Raw genomic sequence first — 16,783 nt, 5'->3', positions numbered from 1 at the left:
CGTCCATGCGTCGGCGCCCGCCGCCAGGGTTCCTGGGCTCGCGACGGGCGCTGGTCAAGGGTCCTGGGACGCCGCTGGTCAGCCGACCTCCGGGTCGCCCTTCGTGTACGTGAGGCGCTCCACCTGGCCCGGCTCGAACTCGTTCTCGACCTGCTTGCCGTTCACGAAGAGGCTGATCGCACCGGCGTCGCCGAGCACGAGGTGGATCTTCTGCTTGTCCTGGAAGGTCTTGGACTCGCCCTGCTTGAGCAGGCCGTCGAAGAGCAGCCGGCCGTTGTGGTCCTTGGCCGAGATCCAGCTGCGCCCGTCGGAGGCGTCGACCTTGACGGTCACCTTGTCCCGGGGCACACCGGCGATGGCGCTGTCCGAGGGGTCCGGCTTGGGGTCGGCGGGCTTGGAGGGGCTCGGCTTCTCGGCGGGCTTGCTGCTGGTGGGCGTGGAGCCCTCGGCGACCTGCTGCGACGAGCCGTCGTCGTCCCCGCCGCTGAACGCGGTGTACGCGACGAAGCCGATCACGGCGACGATGGCGGCGACCATGGCCGCCGTCCAGTTCGGCCGGCGCGGCTCGGAGCGGATCCGCTCGGCCTCGAACAGCGGCGCGGCCGGGGTCGGCGCCGGGGGCCGTCCGCCGCGCCCCTCGTCGTACTGGGCGAGCAGCGGGGCGGGGTCGATGCGGACGGCGCGGGCGAGCGTACGGATGTGCCCGCGCGCGTAGACGTCGCCGCCGCAGCGGGAGAAGTCGTCCTGTTCGATCGCGTGCACGATCGGGATGCGCACCCGGGTGGTCGTACTGACCTCGTCGACGGTCAGGCCCGCGTCGATGCGCGCCTGCCGGAGCACACGGCCGATCGGGGGACGGTCCTCCGCGGGACGCTCCTGGGCAGGGCTTTCCGCGGGCCCGTCCGCGACGGCGCGGTCGTCTGCGGGGCGGTCGTCTGAAGGGCGGTCGTCTTCAGGGGAGTTGCCGATGGACACGGGTGCGCCTTTCGAGCGTGTAGCCACCTGCCGGACATTCAGTCTAGGGGGGCTGAGAAAGGGTGGGGCAACCGGGCGGACGGACTTTGTACGCCATCAGAATGGCCGGACATCCTGACGGGGGGACACGGTCTTGCGCTTCCCTCAACTTGACGTACGCCGAGGGGAAACGGTTGCCTGCGTTCCCGTACGGGTGAGCTCGGCCCCCGTACGGGCCAGACGGCCCCCGTACCCGGCGCTCCCGGCCGTCGTACGAGGTCAGACCCTGTGCTTGTGCGGTGTTTCCGGACCTCTAAGAAGCCTCCCCGCGGAGTACGGCGAGCACTCCATCCAGCTCATCAGGTTTCACGAGAACATCACGAGCCTTCGACCCCTCGCTCGGACCCACGATGTTGCGCGACTCCATGAGGTCCATGAGGCGGCCGGCCTTGGCGAAGCCGACGCGCAGTTTGCGCTGGAGCATCGACGTGGACCCGAACTGGGTGGAGACGACCAGCTCCGCCGCCTGGCACAGCAGGTCGAGGTCGTCGCCGATGTCCTCGTCGATCTCCTTCTTCTGCTTGGTGCCCACCGTGACGTCGTCGCGGAAGACCGGCGCCATCTGGTCCTTGCAGTGCTGTACGACCGCCGCGACCTCGTCCTCGGTCACGAAGGCGCCCTGCATGCGGACCGGCTTGTTCGCCCCCATCGGCAGGAAGAGCCCGTCACCCTTGCCGATGAGCTTCTCCGCGCCGGGCTGGTCGAGGATGACGCGGCTGTCGGCGAGCGAGGAGGTGGCGAAGGCGAGCCGGGAGGGCACGTTCGCCTTGATCAGACCGGTCACGACGTCCACGGAGGGCCGCTGGGTGGCGAGCACCAGGTGGATGCCGGCCGCGCGCGCGAGCTGGGTGATGCGCACGATCGAGTCCTCGACGTCGCGCGGCGCGACCATCATCAGGTCGGCGAGCTCGTCGACGATCACCAGCAGGTACGGATAGGTCTTCAGCTCGCGCTCGCTGCCCTCGGGCGTCTTGAGCTTGCCCTCGCGGATGGCCTGGTTGAAGTCGTCGATGTGGCGGTAGCCGAACGCCGCGAGGTCGTCGTAGCGCAGGTCCATCTCGCGCACGACCCACTGGAGCGCCTCGGCGGCCCGCTTGGGGTTGGTGATGATCGGCGTGATCAGGTGCGGGATGCCCTCGTACGCGGTGAGCTCGACCCGCTTGGGGTCGACGAGGACCATCCGGACGTCCTCGGGCGTCGCTCTTATCATGATCGAAGTGATCAGGCAGTTGATGCAGGACGACTTGCCGGAACCGGTGGCTCCGGCCACCAGGATGTGCGGCATCTTCGCCATGTTGGCCATGACGTAGCCGCCCTCGACGTCCTTGCCGAGCGCGACGAGCATGGGGTGGTCGTCCTCGGCCGCGTCCGCGAGGCGCAGCACGTCGCCGACGTTGACCATCTCGCGGTCGGTGTTCGGGATCTCGATGCCGACCGCGGACTTGCCGGGGATCGGCGAGATGATCCGGACGTCCGGCGACGCGACGGCGTACGCGATGTTCTTGGCGAGCGCCGTGATCTTCTCGACCTTCACGGCGGGGCCGAGCTCGATCTCGTAGCGCGTGACCGTCGGGCCGCGCGTGAAGCCCGTGACGACGGCGTCGACCTTGAACTCCGTGAAGACGTTCGACAGCGAGTCCACGACCGCGTCGTTGGCGGCGCTGCGGGACTTGCCGGGGCCGCCGCGCTCCAGGAGGTCGAGCGACGGCAGCGAGTACGTGATGTCCCCGGAGAGCTGGAGCTGCTCCGCGCGCGGGGGCAGGTCGCGCGGCTCGTCCGGCGCGGCCTTGGTCAGGTCGGGGACGCCGGTGCGCGCGGGCTCCTCGGCCCCGGTCTTGCGGCCCGGCACGACGTCCGCCCCCCGCGCGGGAGGCACGGGCCCGGACGGGTCCTGCGGGGCGCGCTCCACGGAGACGCCCTGCGTGAGGTCCGCGACCAGCGGCGACGGCGGCATGCCGTGCATCACGGCCCCGTCGAGCGCGGCGGCCGCGGCGGCGGCCACGTCCACCGCGTCCATGGGGCGGTCCGCGGGGGGCTGCACGGAGGCCCGGCGGGGCCTGCGGCGCTTGGAGAGGGCCTCTTCCTCGGCCTGGTCCGGGGAGGGCTCCTGGAGGCCGTCAGCGGGCCGCCTGCGGCCCCGGGAGCGGGGGCGCGCGGGCAGCGCCTCGCGCCACTGGTCGTCGTACCGCTCGTCGTCCTCGCTGTACTCGGCGTACTCCGTGTACTCCTCCGACGTGGCGGGCTCCTCGATGACGCCGAGGCGCACGCCGAGCGCACGCAGGCGCTGCGGGATGGCGTTGACCGGGGTCGCGGTGACGACCAGCAGGCCGAAGATCGTCAGCAGGACCAGCATCGGCACGGCGAGGACCTCGCCCATGGCCTTGGTCAGGGGCGTCGACGCGCCCCAGCCGACGAGGCCGCCCGCGTCCCTTATGGCCTGCATGCCGTCCCCGCGCGCGGGCGAGCCACAGGCGATGTGCACCTGCCCGAGCACGCCGAGGACCAGCGCGGACAGGCCGATGACGATGCGGCCGTTGGCGTCGACCTTCTCGGGGTGGCGGATGAGGCGCATGGCCATGCCCGCGACAAGGAGCGGCACGAGCAGGTCGAGCCGTCCGAAGGCGCCGGTCACCAGTATCTCGACGAGGTCGCCGACGGGGCCGCGCAAATTGGACCAGGTGCCCGCCGCGACGATCAGGGCGATGCCGAGGAGGAGCAGCGCGAGGCCGTCCTTGCGGTGCGCGGGGTCCAGTCCTCTGGCGCCGCGGCCCACGCCGCGGAACATCGCGCCCACGGCGTGCGCGATGCCGAGCCAGATGGCGCGAACCAGGCGGTAGAGGCCGTTGGTGGGGCCCGGCGTCGGCTTCGGGGCGGGCTTCTTGGGCGCCGCGGCCTTCTTGGCGGGCGCCTTCTTCGCCGCGGCCTTCTTGGCCGGCGGCTTCTTGGCGGCGGCCTTCTTCGCCGGAGCCTTGGTCGGCGCGGCCGCCTTCTTCGCGGGCGTCTTCTTGGCTGCGGGCTGACGTGAGGCCATGGGTGTGAGATTACCGGGGGAGGCGACGGTGGACACGTGTGCCTACTGCTTCACCCGTTTGTGTCGCCCTGGCACGGGCGGCGAACTGACGAGGCTTCACAGGACGGCTGACGAAGGCTCACGGCAGATGCCGGGAGCCACCGACGCATCGTACGGAACCATCGCTTCCGTCGCCTGTGCGGCAGTGCCCAGCACGGTGGTGCGGCGACGCCGGGCACCGGGACGCGACAGTCGCGGTCACCGTGACGCGACAGCCATGGGCATCGCGCAGGCGGCCGTGGGCCCCGCGCGGGCCGCCGTGGGCACCACGCGGACGGCCGCCCAAGGGCCGCCGTCAGTTCTGTGAGGGCACCGACGGCGCGCCGCTGCCGGTGCCCGGTTCCAGGGCGTCAAGAGCCCTGCGCAAACCGGTGAGTTTGCGTTCGAGATGGGCTGCCGTGGCGACGGCCGCCGCGTCGGCGGAGTCGTCGTCGAGCTGTTTGGACAGGGCCTCGGCCTGCTCCTCAACGGCGGCGAGCCGCGCGGACAGTTCGGCCAGGAGGTTGGCGGGCTCCTTGGCGTCCTCGGCCGCCGCCTTGCCACCGCCCTCCAGCTGGAGGCGCAGCAGGGCCGCCTGCTCGCGCAGTTGGCAGTTCTTCATGTACAGCTCGACGAACACCGAGACCTTCGCGCGCAGGACCCACGGGTCGAAGGGCTTGGAGATGTAGTCCACGGCGCCGGCCGCGTACCCCCGGAACGTGTGGTGCGGGCCGTGGTTGATCGCCGTGAGGAAGATGATCGGGATGTCCCGGGTCCGCTCCCGCCGCTTGATGTGCGCCGCGGTCTCGAAGCCGTCCATGCCTGGCATCTGGACGTCCAGGAGAATGACCGCGAAGTCGTCCGTCAGCAGCGCTTTGAGCGCTTCCTCCCCGGACGATGCCCGCACCAGCGTCTGATCGAGCGCAGAGAGGATGGCCTCCAGCGCCAGCAGATTCTCCGGCCGGTCATCGACCAGGAGGATCTTGGCCTTCTGCACCATGGCCCGCCCTCCTCGCCCCGGCGGTACACCGGGCGCCGCCCCAGAGGACGACTTTCTTGCGTCGTCCGTCCTTGTGCCGGTCATGGTAGCCGCACCCCGCCCGTCGCCACACCCTGTCACCGCGATGTCACTGTGCACGTAGCAGAAACGCAGTGGCGGACCAGAAGGTTCCCCGAATACCGCGGTTCTACACGGCGTCGGCCACACTCTGTCAGCAACTCCGCGTAGCGGTGCGGCTCCTCCGGACGCCTCACCGATGGTCCACGGGAGCGGCCGCGGACGGGGCGGCGGCCACGCTCCGTCACTCCGTCCGCATCCACTGCTCCATCACCGACAACAGGTGATCGGGATCGACCGGCTTCGTCACGTAGTCGGAGGCTCCGGAGTCGATGGCCTTCTCCCGGTCGCCCTTCATCGCCTTCGCGGTGAGCGCGATGATCGGCAGCCCGGCGAACTGAGGCATCCTGCGGATCGCCGTCGTCGTCGCGTAGCCGTCCATCTCCGGCATCATGATGTCCATCAGAACGACCGTCACGTCGTCGTGCTGCTCCAGGACCTCGATGCCCTCGCGGCCGTTCTCGGCGTACAGCACGGACAGGCCGTGCTGCTCCAGGACACTGGTGAGCGCGAACACGTTACGGATGTCGTCGTCGACGATGAGGACCTTCTCGCCGTCGAACTGGAACCCCGCGCGCGTGGCTGTCTCGTCCTGCGCGGCGCCCTCCTGCCACTGCTCCTGGGCTCCCCCGCCGGCCCTGGGGCCGGGCTGCGGAACCCCGCCGGCGGGCTCCGCGGGCAGCGCGGCCCGGCGGCGGCGCCGGAACAGGGCGGCGGGCCCTGCGTGTCGCTCCACGACCTCCGAGCGCGCCGTCCCGGGAGCCGTGGTGTCCTCGGCCGCGTTCCCCGCGGCCTCGGTCAGGCTCTCCAGGGCGGGCAGCGCGGGGGCGGCGGGCGACGCGAGCTGGGCGTACCCCTGCGGCGGCAGTTCGCTCGGGTGCAGGGGCAAATACAGCGTGAAGGTGGAACCTCGGCCCGGTTCGCTGGCCGCGTGGATCTCGCCGCCGAGCAGCCGGGCGATCTCCCGGCTGATGGACAGGCCCAGACCAGTGCCGCCGTACTTGCGGCTGGTCGTCCCGTCCGCCTGCTTGAACGCCTCGAAGATCACCCGCATCTTGCTGGCCGCGATGCCGATGCCGGTGTCCGCCACGGAGAAGGCGATCAGATCGGCGTCCGGGTCGCGCAGCGAACCGGCCTCAAGGAGCTGCTCCCGGATCGCGTTCGGCACGTCGTTGCTGGCAAGCCGGATGACGAGCTCCACCGCACCGGTGTCGGTGAACTTGACCGCGTTGGCCAGCAGGTTGCGCAGTACCTGAAGGAGACGTTGTTCGTCCGTGTGCAGCGTCGCGGGCAGCTCCGGCGATACGCGTACGGAGAAGTCGAGCCCCTTCTCGGCGGTCAGTGGACGGAAAGTGGCCTCTACGTAGTCCACGAGTTGGACGAGCGCGATGCGCGTCGGGCTGACGTCCATCTTGCCCGCCTCGACCTTCGACAGGTCCAGGATGTCGTTGATCAGCTGGAGCAGGTCCGAACCCGCCCCGTGGATCGTTTCGGCGAACTCCACCTGCTTGGGGGTGAGGTTCGCGTCGGCGTTGTCCGCGAGCAGCTTGGCGAGGATCAGCAGCGAGTTGAGCGGCGTCCGCAGCTCGTGCGACATGTTCGCCAGGAACTCGGACTTGTAGCGCATCGACACCGCGAGCTGCTCGGCACGCTCCTCGAGGACCTGCCGGGCCTCCTCGATCTCGGTGTTCTTCACCTCGATGTCGCGGTTCTGCTGGGCGAGCAGCGCGGCCTTCTCCTCCAGCTCGGCGTTGGAGTCCTGGAGCGCCTTCTGCCGGTTCTCCAACTCCTCGGAGCGGTCGCGCAGTTGCTCGGTGAGCTCCTGCGACTGCTTGAGCAGCATCTCCGTCTTCGTATTGACGCTGATGGTGTTGACGCTCGTTGCGATCATCTCGGCGATCTGGCTCAGGAAGTCCTTCTGGATCTGCGTGAACGGCTGGAACGACGCCAGCTCGATCACCCCGAGCACCTTGCCCTCGAAGAGCACCGGCAACACGATGACCTGCGCCGGGGGCGCCTCGCCGAGTCCGGAGGCGATGCGCAGATAGCCCGAGGGCGTGTTCTCCACGAGGATCGTGCGGCGCTCCTTGGCGGCCGTGCCGATCAGCGTCTCACCGGGCCGGAACGACGTGGGCATCGACCCCATCGAGTAGCCGTAGCTGCCCAGCATCCGCAGTTCGTACGCGTCCTCGTCGCGCCCCGGGTCGTTCGCGTCGTCGGTGGCCATCGCCAGGAAGAACGCGCCGTGCTGCGCCGAGACCACCGGCGTCAGCTCGCTCATGATCAGCGAGGCGACGTCCTCCAGGTCACGGCGGCCCTGCATCAGACCGGAGATGCGGGCCAGGTTGCCCTTGAGCCAGTCCTGCTCCTTGTTGGCGAGCGTGGTGTCGCGGAGGTTCGCGATCATCGTGTTGATGTTGTCCTGGAGGACCTGGATCTCGCCCGCCGCGTCCACGTCGATCTTCAGATTGAGATCGCCGCGGGTCACCGCGGTGGCCACGGCCGCGATCGCGCGCACCTGCCGGGTGAGGTTCCCGGCCATCTCGTTCACGGACTCCGTGAGGTCGCGCCAGGTGCCGTCGATGTCCCGTACGCGCGCCTGGCCGCCGAGCTGGCCTTCCGTGCCCACCTCGCGGGCGACGCGGGTGACCTCCTCGGCGAAGGACGACAGCTGGTCGACCATCGTGTTGATGGTCGTCTTGAGCTCCAGGATCTCACCGCGCGCGTCGATGTCGATCTTCTTGGTGAGGTCGCCCTTGGCGATGGCCGTCGTGACCATCGCGATGTTGCGCACCTGGCCGGTCAGGTTGGACGCCATGCCGTTGACGGACTCGGTGAGGTCCTTCCACGTGCCCGAGACGCCCGGGACGCGGGCCTGGCCGCCGAGGATGCCGTCCGTGCCCACCTCGCGCGCCACCTTGGTGACCTGGTCGGCGAACGAACTCAGCGTCTTCACCATGGTGTTGAAGGTGTCGGCGAGCTGCGCGACCTCGCCGCGCGCCTCGATCGTCACCGTCTTCGTCAGATCGCCGTTGGCGACGGCCGCGGCGACCTGGGAGATGTTGCGCACCTGCATGGTCAGGTTGTTGGCCATCAGGTTGACGTTGTCGCTGAGGTCCTTCCAGATGCCGGTGACGCCCGGGACGCGGGACTGGCCGCCCAGCTTGCCCTCGGTGCCCACCTCGCGGGCGACCCGCGTGACCTGCTCGGCGAACGACGACAGCTGGTCCACCATCGTGTTCACGGTCGTGACGAGTTCGAGGATCTCGCCCTTGGCGTCGACGGTGATCTTCTTGGACAGATCGCCGCGGGCGACGGCGGTCGTGACCTCCGCGATGTTGCGGACCTGGAGCGTCAGGTTGTTGGCCATGCCGTTCACGGACTGTGTCAGGTCCTTCCAGGTGCCCGACACGCCCTGCACCTCGGCCTGACCGCCCAGGATGCCGTCCGTACCCACCTCGCGGGCGACGCGCGTCACCTGCTCCGCGAAGGCCGAGAGCTGGTCCACCATCGTGTTGAGGGTGTTCTTCAGCTCCTGGATCTCGCCGCGCGCGTCCACGTCGATCTTCTGCGACAGGTCGCCGCGCGCCACCGCCGTGGCGACCTGCGCGATGTTGCGGACCTGCGCGGTGAGGTTGCCCGCCATGCCGTTCACGGAGTCCGTGAGGTCGCGCCACACGCCCGCGACGCCGGGGACCTGCGCCTGGCCGCCGAGCCTGCCCTCCGTGCCCACTTCGCGGGCGACACGCGTCACCTGGTCGGCGAAGGCGGAGAGCTGGTCGACCATGGTGTTGATGGTGTTCTTGAGCTCCAGGATCTCGCCGCGGGCATCCACGTCGATCTTCTGGGAGAGGTCGCCGCGCGCCACCGCCGTCGTCACCTGGGCGATCTGGCGGACCTGGGAGGTCAGATTGCCCGCCATGAAGTTGACGGAGTCCGTCAGCTCCTTCCAGGTGCCGCTCACGCCGTCCACGCGCGCCTGACCGCCCAGCCGGCCCTCGGTGCCCACGTCCCGGGCCATCCGCGTGACCTGGTCGGCCATCGAGGACAGCTGGTCCACCATCGTGTTCACGGTGTTCTTCAGCTGGAGCATCTCGCCGGAGACGTCCACGGTGACCTTCTGCGACAGGTCGCCGTTGGCCACCGCCGTCGTCACCTGCGCGATATTGCGGACCTGGCCCGTGAGGTTGCGGAAGGCGGTGTTCACCGAGTCGGTGAGGTCCTTCCAGGTGCCCGCGGCGCCCGGCACCTGCGCCTGGCCGCCGAGCTGGCCCTCGGCGCCGACCTCGCGCGCCACCCGGGTCACCTCGTCGCCGAAGGACGACAGCTGGTCCACCATCGTGTTCACGGTGTTCTTGAGTTCGAGCATCTCGCCCGCGACGTCGACCGTGACCTTCTGCGACAGGTCGCCGTTCGCCACCGCCGTCGTCACCGTGGCGATGTCACGGACCTGCGTCGTCAGATTCCGGAAGACCGTGTTGACGGAGTCGGTGAGGTCCTTCCAGGTGCCGGCCGCGCCCGGCACGTTGGCCTGACCGCCGAGCTGTCCCTCCGCGCCGACCTCGTTGGCCACGCGTGTGACCTCGTCGGCGAACGTCCGCAGCGTCTCGGTCATCTGGTTGATGGTCCCGGCGAGCTGCGCCACCTCGCCGCGCGCGCTCACCCGTACCTTCTGCGACAGATCGCCGTTGGCGACCGCCGTCGTGACCTGGGCGATGCCGCGCACCTGCGCCGTCAGGTTCCCGGCCATCAGATTGACCGAATCCGTGAGGTCCTTCCACACGCCCGCGACGCCCGGCACCTGCGCCTGCCCGCCGAGCTCGCCCTCCGTACCGACCTCGCGCGCGACGCGCGTGACCTCCGAGGAGAACGAGGACAGCTGGTCCACCATCGTGTTGACGGTGTTCTTCAGCTCCAGCATCTCGCCGGCCACGTGAACCGTGACCTTCCGGGACAGATCCCCCTTCGCCACGGCGGTCGTCACCAGCGCGATGTCCCGCACCTGCGCCGTCAGGCGGTACGCCATCGTGTTGACCGAGTCCGTGAGGTCCTTCCACGAACCGGACATGCCGCGCACCCGGGCCTGCCCGCCCAGCTTGCCCTCCGTGCCCACCTCGCTGGCCACGCGCGTGACCTCGTCGGTGAACGTGGACAGCTGGTCCACCAGGTTGTTGACCGTGCGCCCGACCTTCAGGAACTCGCCGCGCAGCGGATGGCCGTTGCCGTCCGCCACGTGCGCGCGCAGCTCCATGCGCTGCTCCAGATCGCCGTCGGCGACCGCGGAGAGCACCCGGCCGACCTCGGAGACCGGTCGTACGAGATCGTCGACCAGGTCGTTCGCCGCGTCGATCGCGGACGCCCAGGAGCCCTCCATCGCCCCGGCCTCGAGCCGCTCTGTGAGCTTGCCCTCACGGCCCACCGTGCGCCGCACCCGCGACAGCTCTCCGGTGAGGTGCAGATTACGGTCCGCGACCTCATTGAAAACGGCGGCGATCTCCGACATCGCGTCGTCGCCCGTGACCGTGAGCCGTTTGCGGAAATTCCCGTCCCGCATGGCCACGAGCGCGGTCAGCAGCCTGTTCAGGGCCGCCGCCTCCACCGTGACCGTCGTCCCGTTCCGCGGCTTGCGCTGACCGTTCAGGGACCGTCCGTCTTTCGCGCGCGTCTTACTGCCCCGCGTCGCAGCGCCAGACTCCACTGTGTCCCTCCCGCAAGGGTCGACCGTACTGCTCGTCTCAAGCCTGCCCAGTGTTTCACCACGGCCGAACCAGGCCATAACAGTTCGGCAGCTTCGCACACCGTCCGCACACCCTCCGGGCGGAAACACTGGCGACCGGCATCAGCATGGACGGCGAAGGTAAGTAACCTGGCATCCGGCTGTCCAACCACCCCGGTCCTGCCCGGCCAGGGCGGTGGCACACATATTCAGCGGGCATCGGAGGGGCGGCCGCACCATGGGACTGCAGATTCCCGGGGGACAACGGACGAGGAGCTCTGTGATCACCGCGCGCGCGGCTGCGACTTTCGAACCCGTCGGGCGTTCCGTCGCGACGGCCCGCTCGTTCGTCAGGGACACCCTTCAGGGGTGGGGGTTTTCGGACATCGTCGACGACGCGGTCGTGCTGACCAGCGAGCTGGTCACGAACGCCGTCGTCCACGCGGGCACCGCCGCCGACGTCCAGTGCCTGCGCACCGACGACACCGTCCGCATCGAGGTCTCCGACCGCTATCCCGAGCGCGAGATCCCCCTCCAGAACTCCCCCGCGACCATGGGCAGCCCCGACCGCGAGGGCGGCCGCGGCCTCCAGCTCTGCGCCGCGCTCGCCACCCGCTGGGGCGTTGACTACACCCCCACGCACAAGCAGGTCTGGTTCCAACTCGACCTGCCCGACCGCCCCGTGGGCACCCGCGCCGCCGGCCCCACGCTGCCGCCCGACCTGCTCCCGATCACCGACGGCCGGGTCCGCGTCGCCGTCGTCCAGATCGACCGCGCGGGCGCCATCTCCGCCTGGAACGAGGACGCGGAGGAACTCTTCGGGTACGTCGCCGAGCAGGTCACGGGCAAGCCCCTCACGGACTTCGCCGCCTGGCCGCACACCCCGGGCACCAGCACCGGCATCGCCGACGCCCTCCAGCTCTCGCGCTGGGAGGGCAGCTACGGCATCCGCGACGCCGACGGCCGCGTCACCCCCGTCTACGCCTCCCACCTGCGCGTCCGCGATACGGACGGCGAGCCATCCACGGTCTGTCTGCTCGTACGCGACGACGAGCGCGCCGTCCTGCAGACCCCGCTGCGCGGCCCGTCGCCGGAGTCCGGCGCCCTGAGCGAGCCGCACGCCGCCGACCCCTTCGAGGTCTTCATCGGCACCCCCACGCCCGAGGACCTGGACGGCCTGCTCCAGCGCACCGTCGAGCGCGCCCGCGACATGCTCGACGGCGACGCGGCCTTCCTGCTCCTGGCCACGGACGACGAGACGGAACTGGAAGTACGCGCCTCCACCGGCCTGCCCTCCGCCCGCCAGCGCTTCGCCCGCGTCCCCGTGGAGGCGGGCACCGGACGCTACGGCTCCGCCCGCATGCCCGCCGTCCACGAGGACCTCACGGTCGTCCCGGACGCGGTGCCCCTCCTGAAGAGCACGGGCATGCGCTCGGTCGTCACGGTCCCCCTGAAGGTCGAGGGCCGCCTCACGGGCTCCCTCGGCGTCGCCGCCGAGGCGCCGAACCGGTACTCGAACGAGGAGGCCCTGCGCCTGCAGTTCGCCGCCGACCGCATCGCCCTCGGCATCGAGTCGGCCCGGCTCGGCGATCTGCAGCGGCTGCGCCGCGGCTCCCTCTCCTTCCTCGTCGAGGCCTCCGACCTGCTCGCGGGTACGCTCGACCGGGACCAGACCCTCGCGCTCATGGCACAGATGACGGTCCCCACGCTCGCCACCTGGTGCGCCGTCTACACGATCGCCGACCAGGCCTCGGAGCCGTACCTCTCGTACGTCCTGCACGAGGACGAGGAGCGCATCGACGGCTTGAAAGCGCTCCTCAAGAAGGTCGACCCGCCGGAACCGGTGCCCACCCCGGGCGCCCGCATCTGGAAGGCCCCGTCCGAGGCCGCCCACCAGTCGGCGCTGCGCAACTCCATGCGCAACCTCGGCCTCGGCGAGCCCGTGTCCACCATGGGCGGCATCGGCACCTCGCTGTCCACGGCGTCCGCGGTGGGCGGCGAGACGGTCGTCCTGCCCCTGGTCGCCCGCAACCGCGTCATCGGCATGCTCACGCTCGGCAAGCCCGCCGACGAGCACTTCCGCCAGGAGATCCTGGAACTCGCCGAGGACCTGTCCCGCCGGGCCGCCCTGGCCCTGGACAACGCCCGCCTGTACTCGGAGCGCACGGCCATCAGCCAGTCCCTCCAGCGCAGCCTGCTCCCGCCCGGCCTGCCCCAGGTCCCCGGCGTGGAGGTCGACGTCATCTACCGCGCGGCGGGCGAGGGCAACGAGGTCGGCGGCGACTTCTACGACCTGTTCCCCATCAGCGACGGCGCCTACGGCTTCGCCATCGGCGACGTGTGCGGCACCGGCCCCGAGGCGGCCGCCGTGACGGGCCTGGCCCGGCACGCGCTGCGCCTCCTCGCCCGCGAGGGCTTCGGCGGCCCCGCGGTCCTGGAGCGCCTGAACGCGGCGATCCTCGACGAGGGCGCCCGCAGCCGCTTCCTCACCCTCCTGTACGGCGAGTTGCGGCCCCAGGAGGACGGCTCCGCGGTCCTGAAGATCGTCTGTGCGGGCCATCCACTGCCGCTGCGCCTGCGCCAGGACGGCACGGTCGAGCCGTACGCGGAGCCGCAGCCGCTCCTCGGCGTCATGGAGGACCTCGATCTGTACGAGCAGACGATGACGCTCGACCCGGGCGACGTCCTGCTCTGCGTCACCGACGGCGTCACCGAGCGCCGCGAGGGCACCCGCATGCTGGGCGACGACGGTCTCGCGGACGTCCTCACGACCTGCACGGGGCTCACGGCGGGCGCGGTGGCGGCGCGCATCATGCGCGCGGTGGAGCGCTTCGCCACGGACGCGCCGTCGGACGACATGGCGATCCTGGCGATGCGCGTCCCGGAACTCCACAGCTGAACTCACAGGCTGGTCGCCGTGCCGTGAAAGGGCACGGAGGCCGGCCCGGGAAACGAAGAAGGCCACCGCCTGTGAGGCGGTGGCCTTTTCGAATGGAGCCCCCAAGCGGAATCGAACCGCTGACCTTCTCCTTACCATGGAGACGCTCTACCGACTGAGCTATAGGGGCCAGTTGCGCCTTTCGCGGTTTTCCGCGCGGCAACGAAATAAATCATACCCGAACATCCGGTGGTCTCGAACCACCCTGCTCCGGTGGCTAAAACGCCGGCTGGAGCAATCCCCCGAGCGCGTTGCACGCCGATACGATCCGCTGGAGGTCGCGCCGGGACAGCCAGGCGTCGACGGGCAGCGCCAGCGTCTCGTCCGCGGCCCGCTCCGTCTGCGGCAGCTCCACGTCCCGCCAGAACTGCGGCGTCCGGTGCAGCGGCGTCTTCACGGGCACCCGGCAGTCGACTCCCTTGGCCCGCAGCACCCGCGCGAAGGCGTCCCGGTCCGGCCGCCCGTTGCCGGGCACGCGGACGACGTACTGCTGGTAGCTGTGGCTCTCGCCGCCGGCGGGGGTGTGCACGCCCTTGAGGCGGGCGGTGAGGTACGCGGCGTGCGTCCGTCGCCGTGCGACGTCGTCGTACGTCGCGCCCTGCTCACCTTCTTCGAGCACCAGCATCCCGTGCCGCTGTCCGAGCGCGTGCATCCGCGGCATGTCGGCCCGGCCCCCGAAGCGCCGTACGACGACGACGGCCGCCGTGCGCTCGGTGCGGACGGCGTCGACCGCGTCGGCGTCGAGGCAGTACGTGGCCGGTTCGATGTCCGCGAACACCGGCATGGCTCCCGCGGAGATCACGGCTTCGGCGACCGAGGAACTCCCGTACGCGGGTACGACGACCTCGTCGCCGCTGCCTACGCCTGCCGCTCTGAGCAACGCTTCTGTCCCCATGTGACGGATGCTGATCGCGCAACGTGAACGGGAAGTAACGCAAAACAAAAAAGAGCTGGTCCCTGAACCGAAGTTCAGGGACCAGCTCTTATCAAATTTTGTTCGGCGGCGTCCTACTCTCCCACAGGGTCCCCCCTGCAGTACCATCGGCGCTGTAAGGCTTAGCTTCCGGGTTCGGAATGTAACCGGGCGTTTCCCTCACGCTATGACCACCGAAACACTATGAAACTGTGAACTACCGCACCACACCGAAGTATGGGGTTGTTCGTGGTTTCAGAACCAACACAGTGAACGCGAGCAACTGAGGACAAGCCCTCGGCCTATTAGTACCAGTCAACTCCACCCGTTACCAGGCTTCCATATCTGGCCTATCAACCCAGTCGTCTACTGGGAGCCTTACCCTCTCAAGGAGGTGGGAATACTCATCTCGAAGCAGGCTTCCCGCTTAGATGCTTTCAGCGGTTATCCCTCCCGAACGTAGCCAACCAGCCATGCCCTTGGCAGAACAACTGGCACACCAGAGGTTCGTCCGTCCCGGTCCTCTCGTACTAGGGACAGCCCTTCTCAATATTCCTACGCGCACAGCGGATAGGGACCGAACTGTCTCACGACGTTCTAAACCCAGCTCGCGTACCGCTTTAATGGGCGAACAGCCCAACCCTTGGGACCGACTCCAGCCCCAGGATGCGACGAGCCGACATCGAGGTGCCAAACCATCCCGTCGATATGGACTCTTGGGGAAGATCAGCCTGTTATCCCCGGGGTACCTTTTATCCGTTGAGCGACGGCGCTTCCACAAGCCACCGCCGGATCACTAGTCCCGACTTTCGTCCCTGCTCGACCCGTCAGTCTCACAGTCAAGCTCCCTTGTGCACTTACACTCAACACCTGATTACCAACCAGGCTGAGGGAACCTTTGGGCGCCTCCGTTACCCTTTGGGAGGCAACCGCCCCAGTTAAACTACCCATCAGACACTGTCCCTGATCCGGATCACGGACCCAGGTTAGACATCCAGCACGACCAGAGTGGTATTTCAACGGCGACTCCCCCGATACTGGCGTACCGGGTTCACAGTCTCCCACCTATCCTACACAAGCCGAACCGAACACCAATATCAAACTGTAGTAAAGGTCCCGGGGTCTTTCCGTCCTGCTGCGCGAAACGAGCATCTTTACTCGTAGTGCAATTTCACCGGGCCTATGGTTGAGACAGTCGAGAAGTCGTTACGCCATTCGTGCAGGTCGGAACTTACCCGACAAGGAATTTCGCTACCTTAGGATGGTTATAGTTACCACCGCCGTTTACTGGCGCTTAAGTTCTCAGCTTCGCCACCCCGAAGAGTGACTAACCGGTCCCCTTAACGTTCCAGCACCGGGCAGGCGTCAGTCCGTATACATCGCCTTACGGCTTCGCACGGACCTGTGTTTTTAGTAAACAGTCGCTTCTCGCTGGTCTCTGCGGCCACCCCCAGCTCAGGATGTAAAACCCATCACCAGGCGTGGCCCCCCTTCTCCCGAAGTTACGGGGGCATTTTGCCGAGTTCCTTAACCATAGTTCACCCGAACGCCTCGGTATTCTCTACCTGACCACCTGAGTCGGTTTAGGGTACGGGCCGCCATGAAACTCGCTAGAGGCTTTTCTCGACAGCATAGGATCATCCACTTCACCACAATCGGCTCGGCATCAGGTCTCAGCCTTAATGTGTGACGGATTTGCCTATCACACGGCCTACACCCTTACCCCGGGACAACCACCGCCCGGGCTGGACTACCTTCCTGCGTCACCCCATCGCTTACCTACTACCACCTTGGATCGGCGGCTCCACCACTCCCCTTTGCCCGAAGGCTCCAGGGCGGCTTCACGGCCTTAGCATTAATGGGCTCGATATTGGGCGTTTCAAAGCGGGTACCGGAATATCAACCGGTTATCCATCGACTACGCCTGTCGGCCTCGCCTTAGGTCCCGACTTACCCTGGGCAGATCAGCTTGACCCAGGAACCCTTAGTCAATCGGCGCACACGTTTCTCACGTATGTATCGCTACTCATGCCTGC

At 68.6% G+C, this 16,783-nt stretch carries 6 protein-coding genes, 1 tRNA gene and 2 rRNA genes (1 of these 9 only partly in view); 1 reads left to right on the top strand and 8 read right to left on the bottom strand.

The window, feature by feature from the left end:
• Positions 1-78: 78 nt before the first annotated feature.
• The 4 genes from C9F11_RS29775 to C9F11_RS29760 all read right to left on the bottom strand — a co-directional run bounded on the left by C9F11_RS29775 (position 79) and on the right by C9F11_RS29760 (position 10,878).
• On the bottom strand, positions 79-975 hold the full coding sequence (locus C9F11_RS29775; protein WP_138962152.1) for a helix-turn-helix domain-containing protein: 897 nt from the start codon (positions 973-975) through the stop codon (positions 79-81).
• A gap of 292 nt (positions 976-1,267) precedes the next feature.
• The gene (locus tag C9F11_RS29770) at positions 1,268-4,045 is read right to left on the bottom strand and encodes a DNA translocase FtsK (RefSeq protein WP_138962151.1); all 2,778 of its coding nucleotides are present in this window, start codon (positions 4,043-4,045) and stop codon (positions 1,268-1,270) included.
• A gap of 334 nt (positions 4,046-4,379) precedes the next feature.
• Positions 4,380-5,063: a response regulator gene (locus tag C9F11_RS29765; protein ID WP_138962150.1), complete on the bottom strand. Its 684-nt coding sequence runs from the start codon at positions 5,061-5,063 to the stop codon at positions 4,380-4,382.
• Between the two features lie 301 nt (positions 5,064-5,364).
• Positions 5,365-10,878, bottom strand: a complete 5,514-nt coding sequence (locus C9F11_RS29760) for a HAMP domain-containing protein (RefSeq protein WP_138962149.1) — start codon at positions 10,876-10,878, stop codon at positions 5,365-5,367.
• 256 nt (positions 10,879-11,134) lie between these two features.
• On the opposite strand from C9F11_RS29760, the gene C9F11_RS29750 reads away from it, so the two are divergent.
• Complete coding sequence (locus C9F11_RS29750; protein ID WP_249401928.1) at positions 11,135-13,795, top strand: SpoIIE family protein phosphatase; 2,661 nt, start codon at positions 11,135-11,137, stop codon at positions 13,793-13,795.
• Between the two features lie 93 nt (positions 13,796-13,888).
• Here the strand turns inward: C9F11_RS29750 and C9F11_RS29745 are convergent.
• From C9F11_RS29745 to C9F11_RS29730, 4 genes are all read right to left on the bottom strand, one after another.
• A tRNA-Thr gene (locus C9F11_RS29745) sits at positions 13,889-13,964 on the bottom strand.
• A gap of 87 nt (positions 13,965-14,051) precedes the next feature.
• Positions 14,052-14,714, bottom strand: a complete 663-nt coding sequence (locus tag C9F11_RS29740; protein ID WP_138967132.1) for a DegT/DnrJ/EryC1/StrS family aminotransferase — start codon at positions 14,712-14,714, stop codon at positions 14,052-14,054.
• 115 nt (positions 14,715-14,829) lie between these two features.
• A 5S ribosomal RNA gene (gene rrf, locus C9F11_RS29735) occupies positions 14,830-14,946 on the bottom strand.
• 86 nt (positions 14,947-15,032) lie between these two features.
• Positions 15,033-16,783 (bottom strand): 23S ribosomal RNA (locus C9F11_RS29730); it runs 1,373 nt beyond the window's last position.

The organism is Streptomyces sp. YIM 121038 (assembly GCF_006088715.1).
GTDB lineage: Bacteria > Actinomycetota > Actinomycetes > Streptomycetales > Streptomycetaceae > Streptomyces.
Note: the sequence above shows the minus strand (reverse complement) of the source record. Positions and strands in the feature narration are given on the sequence as shown.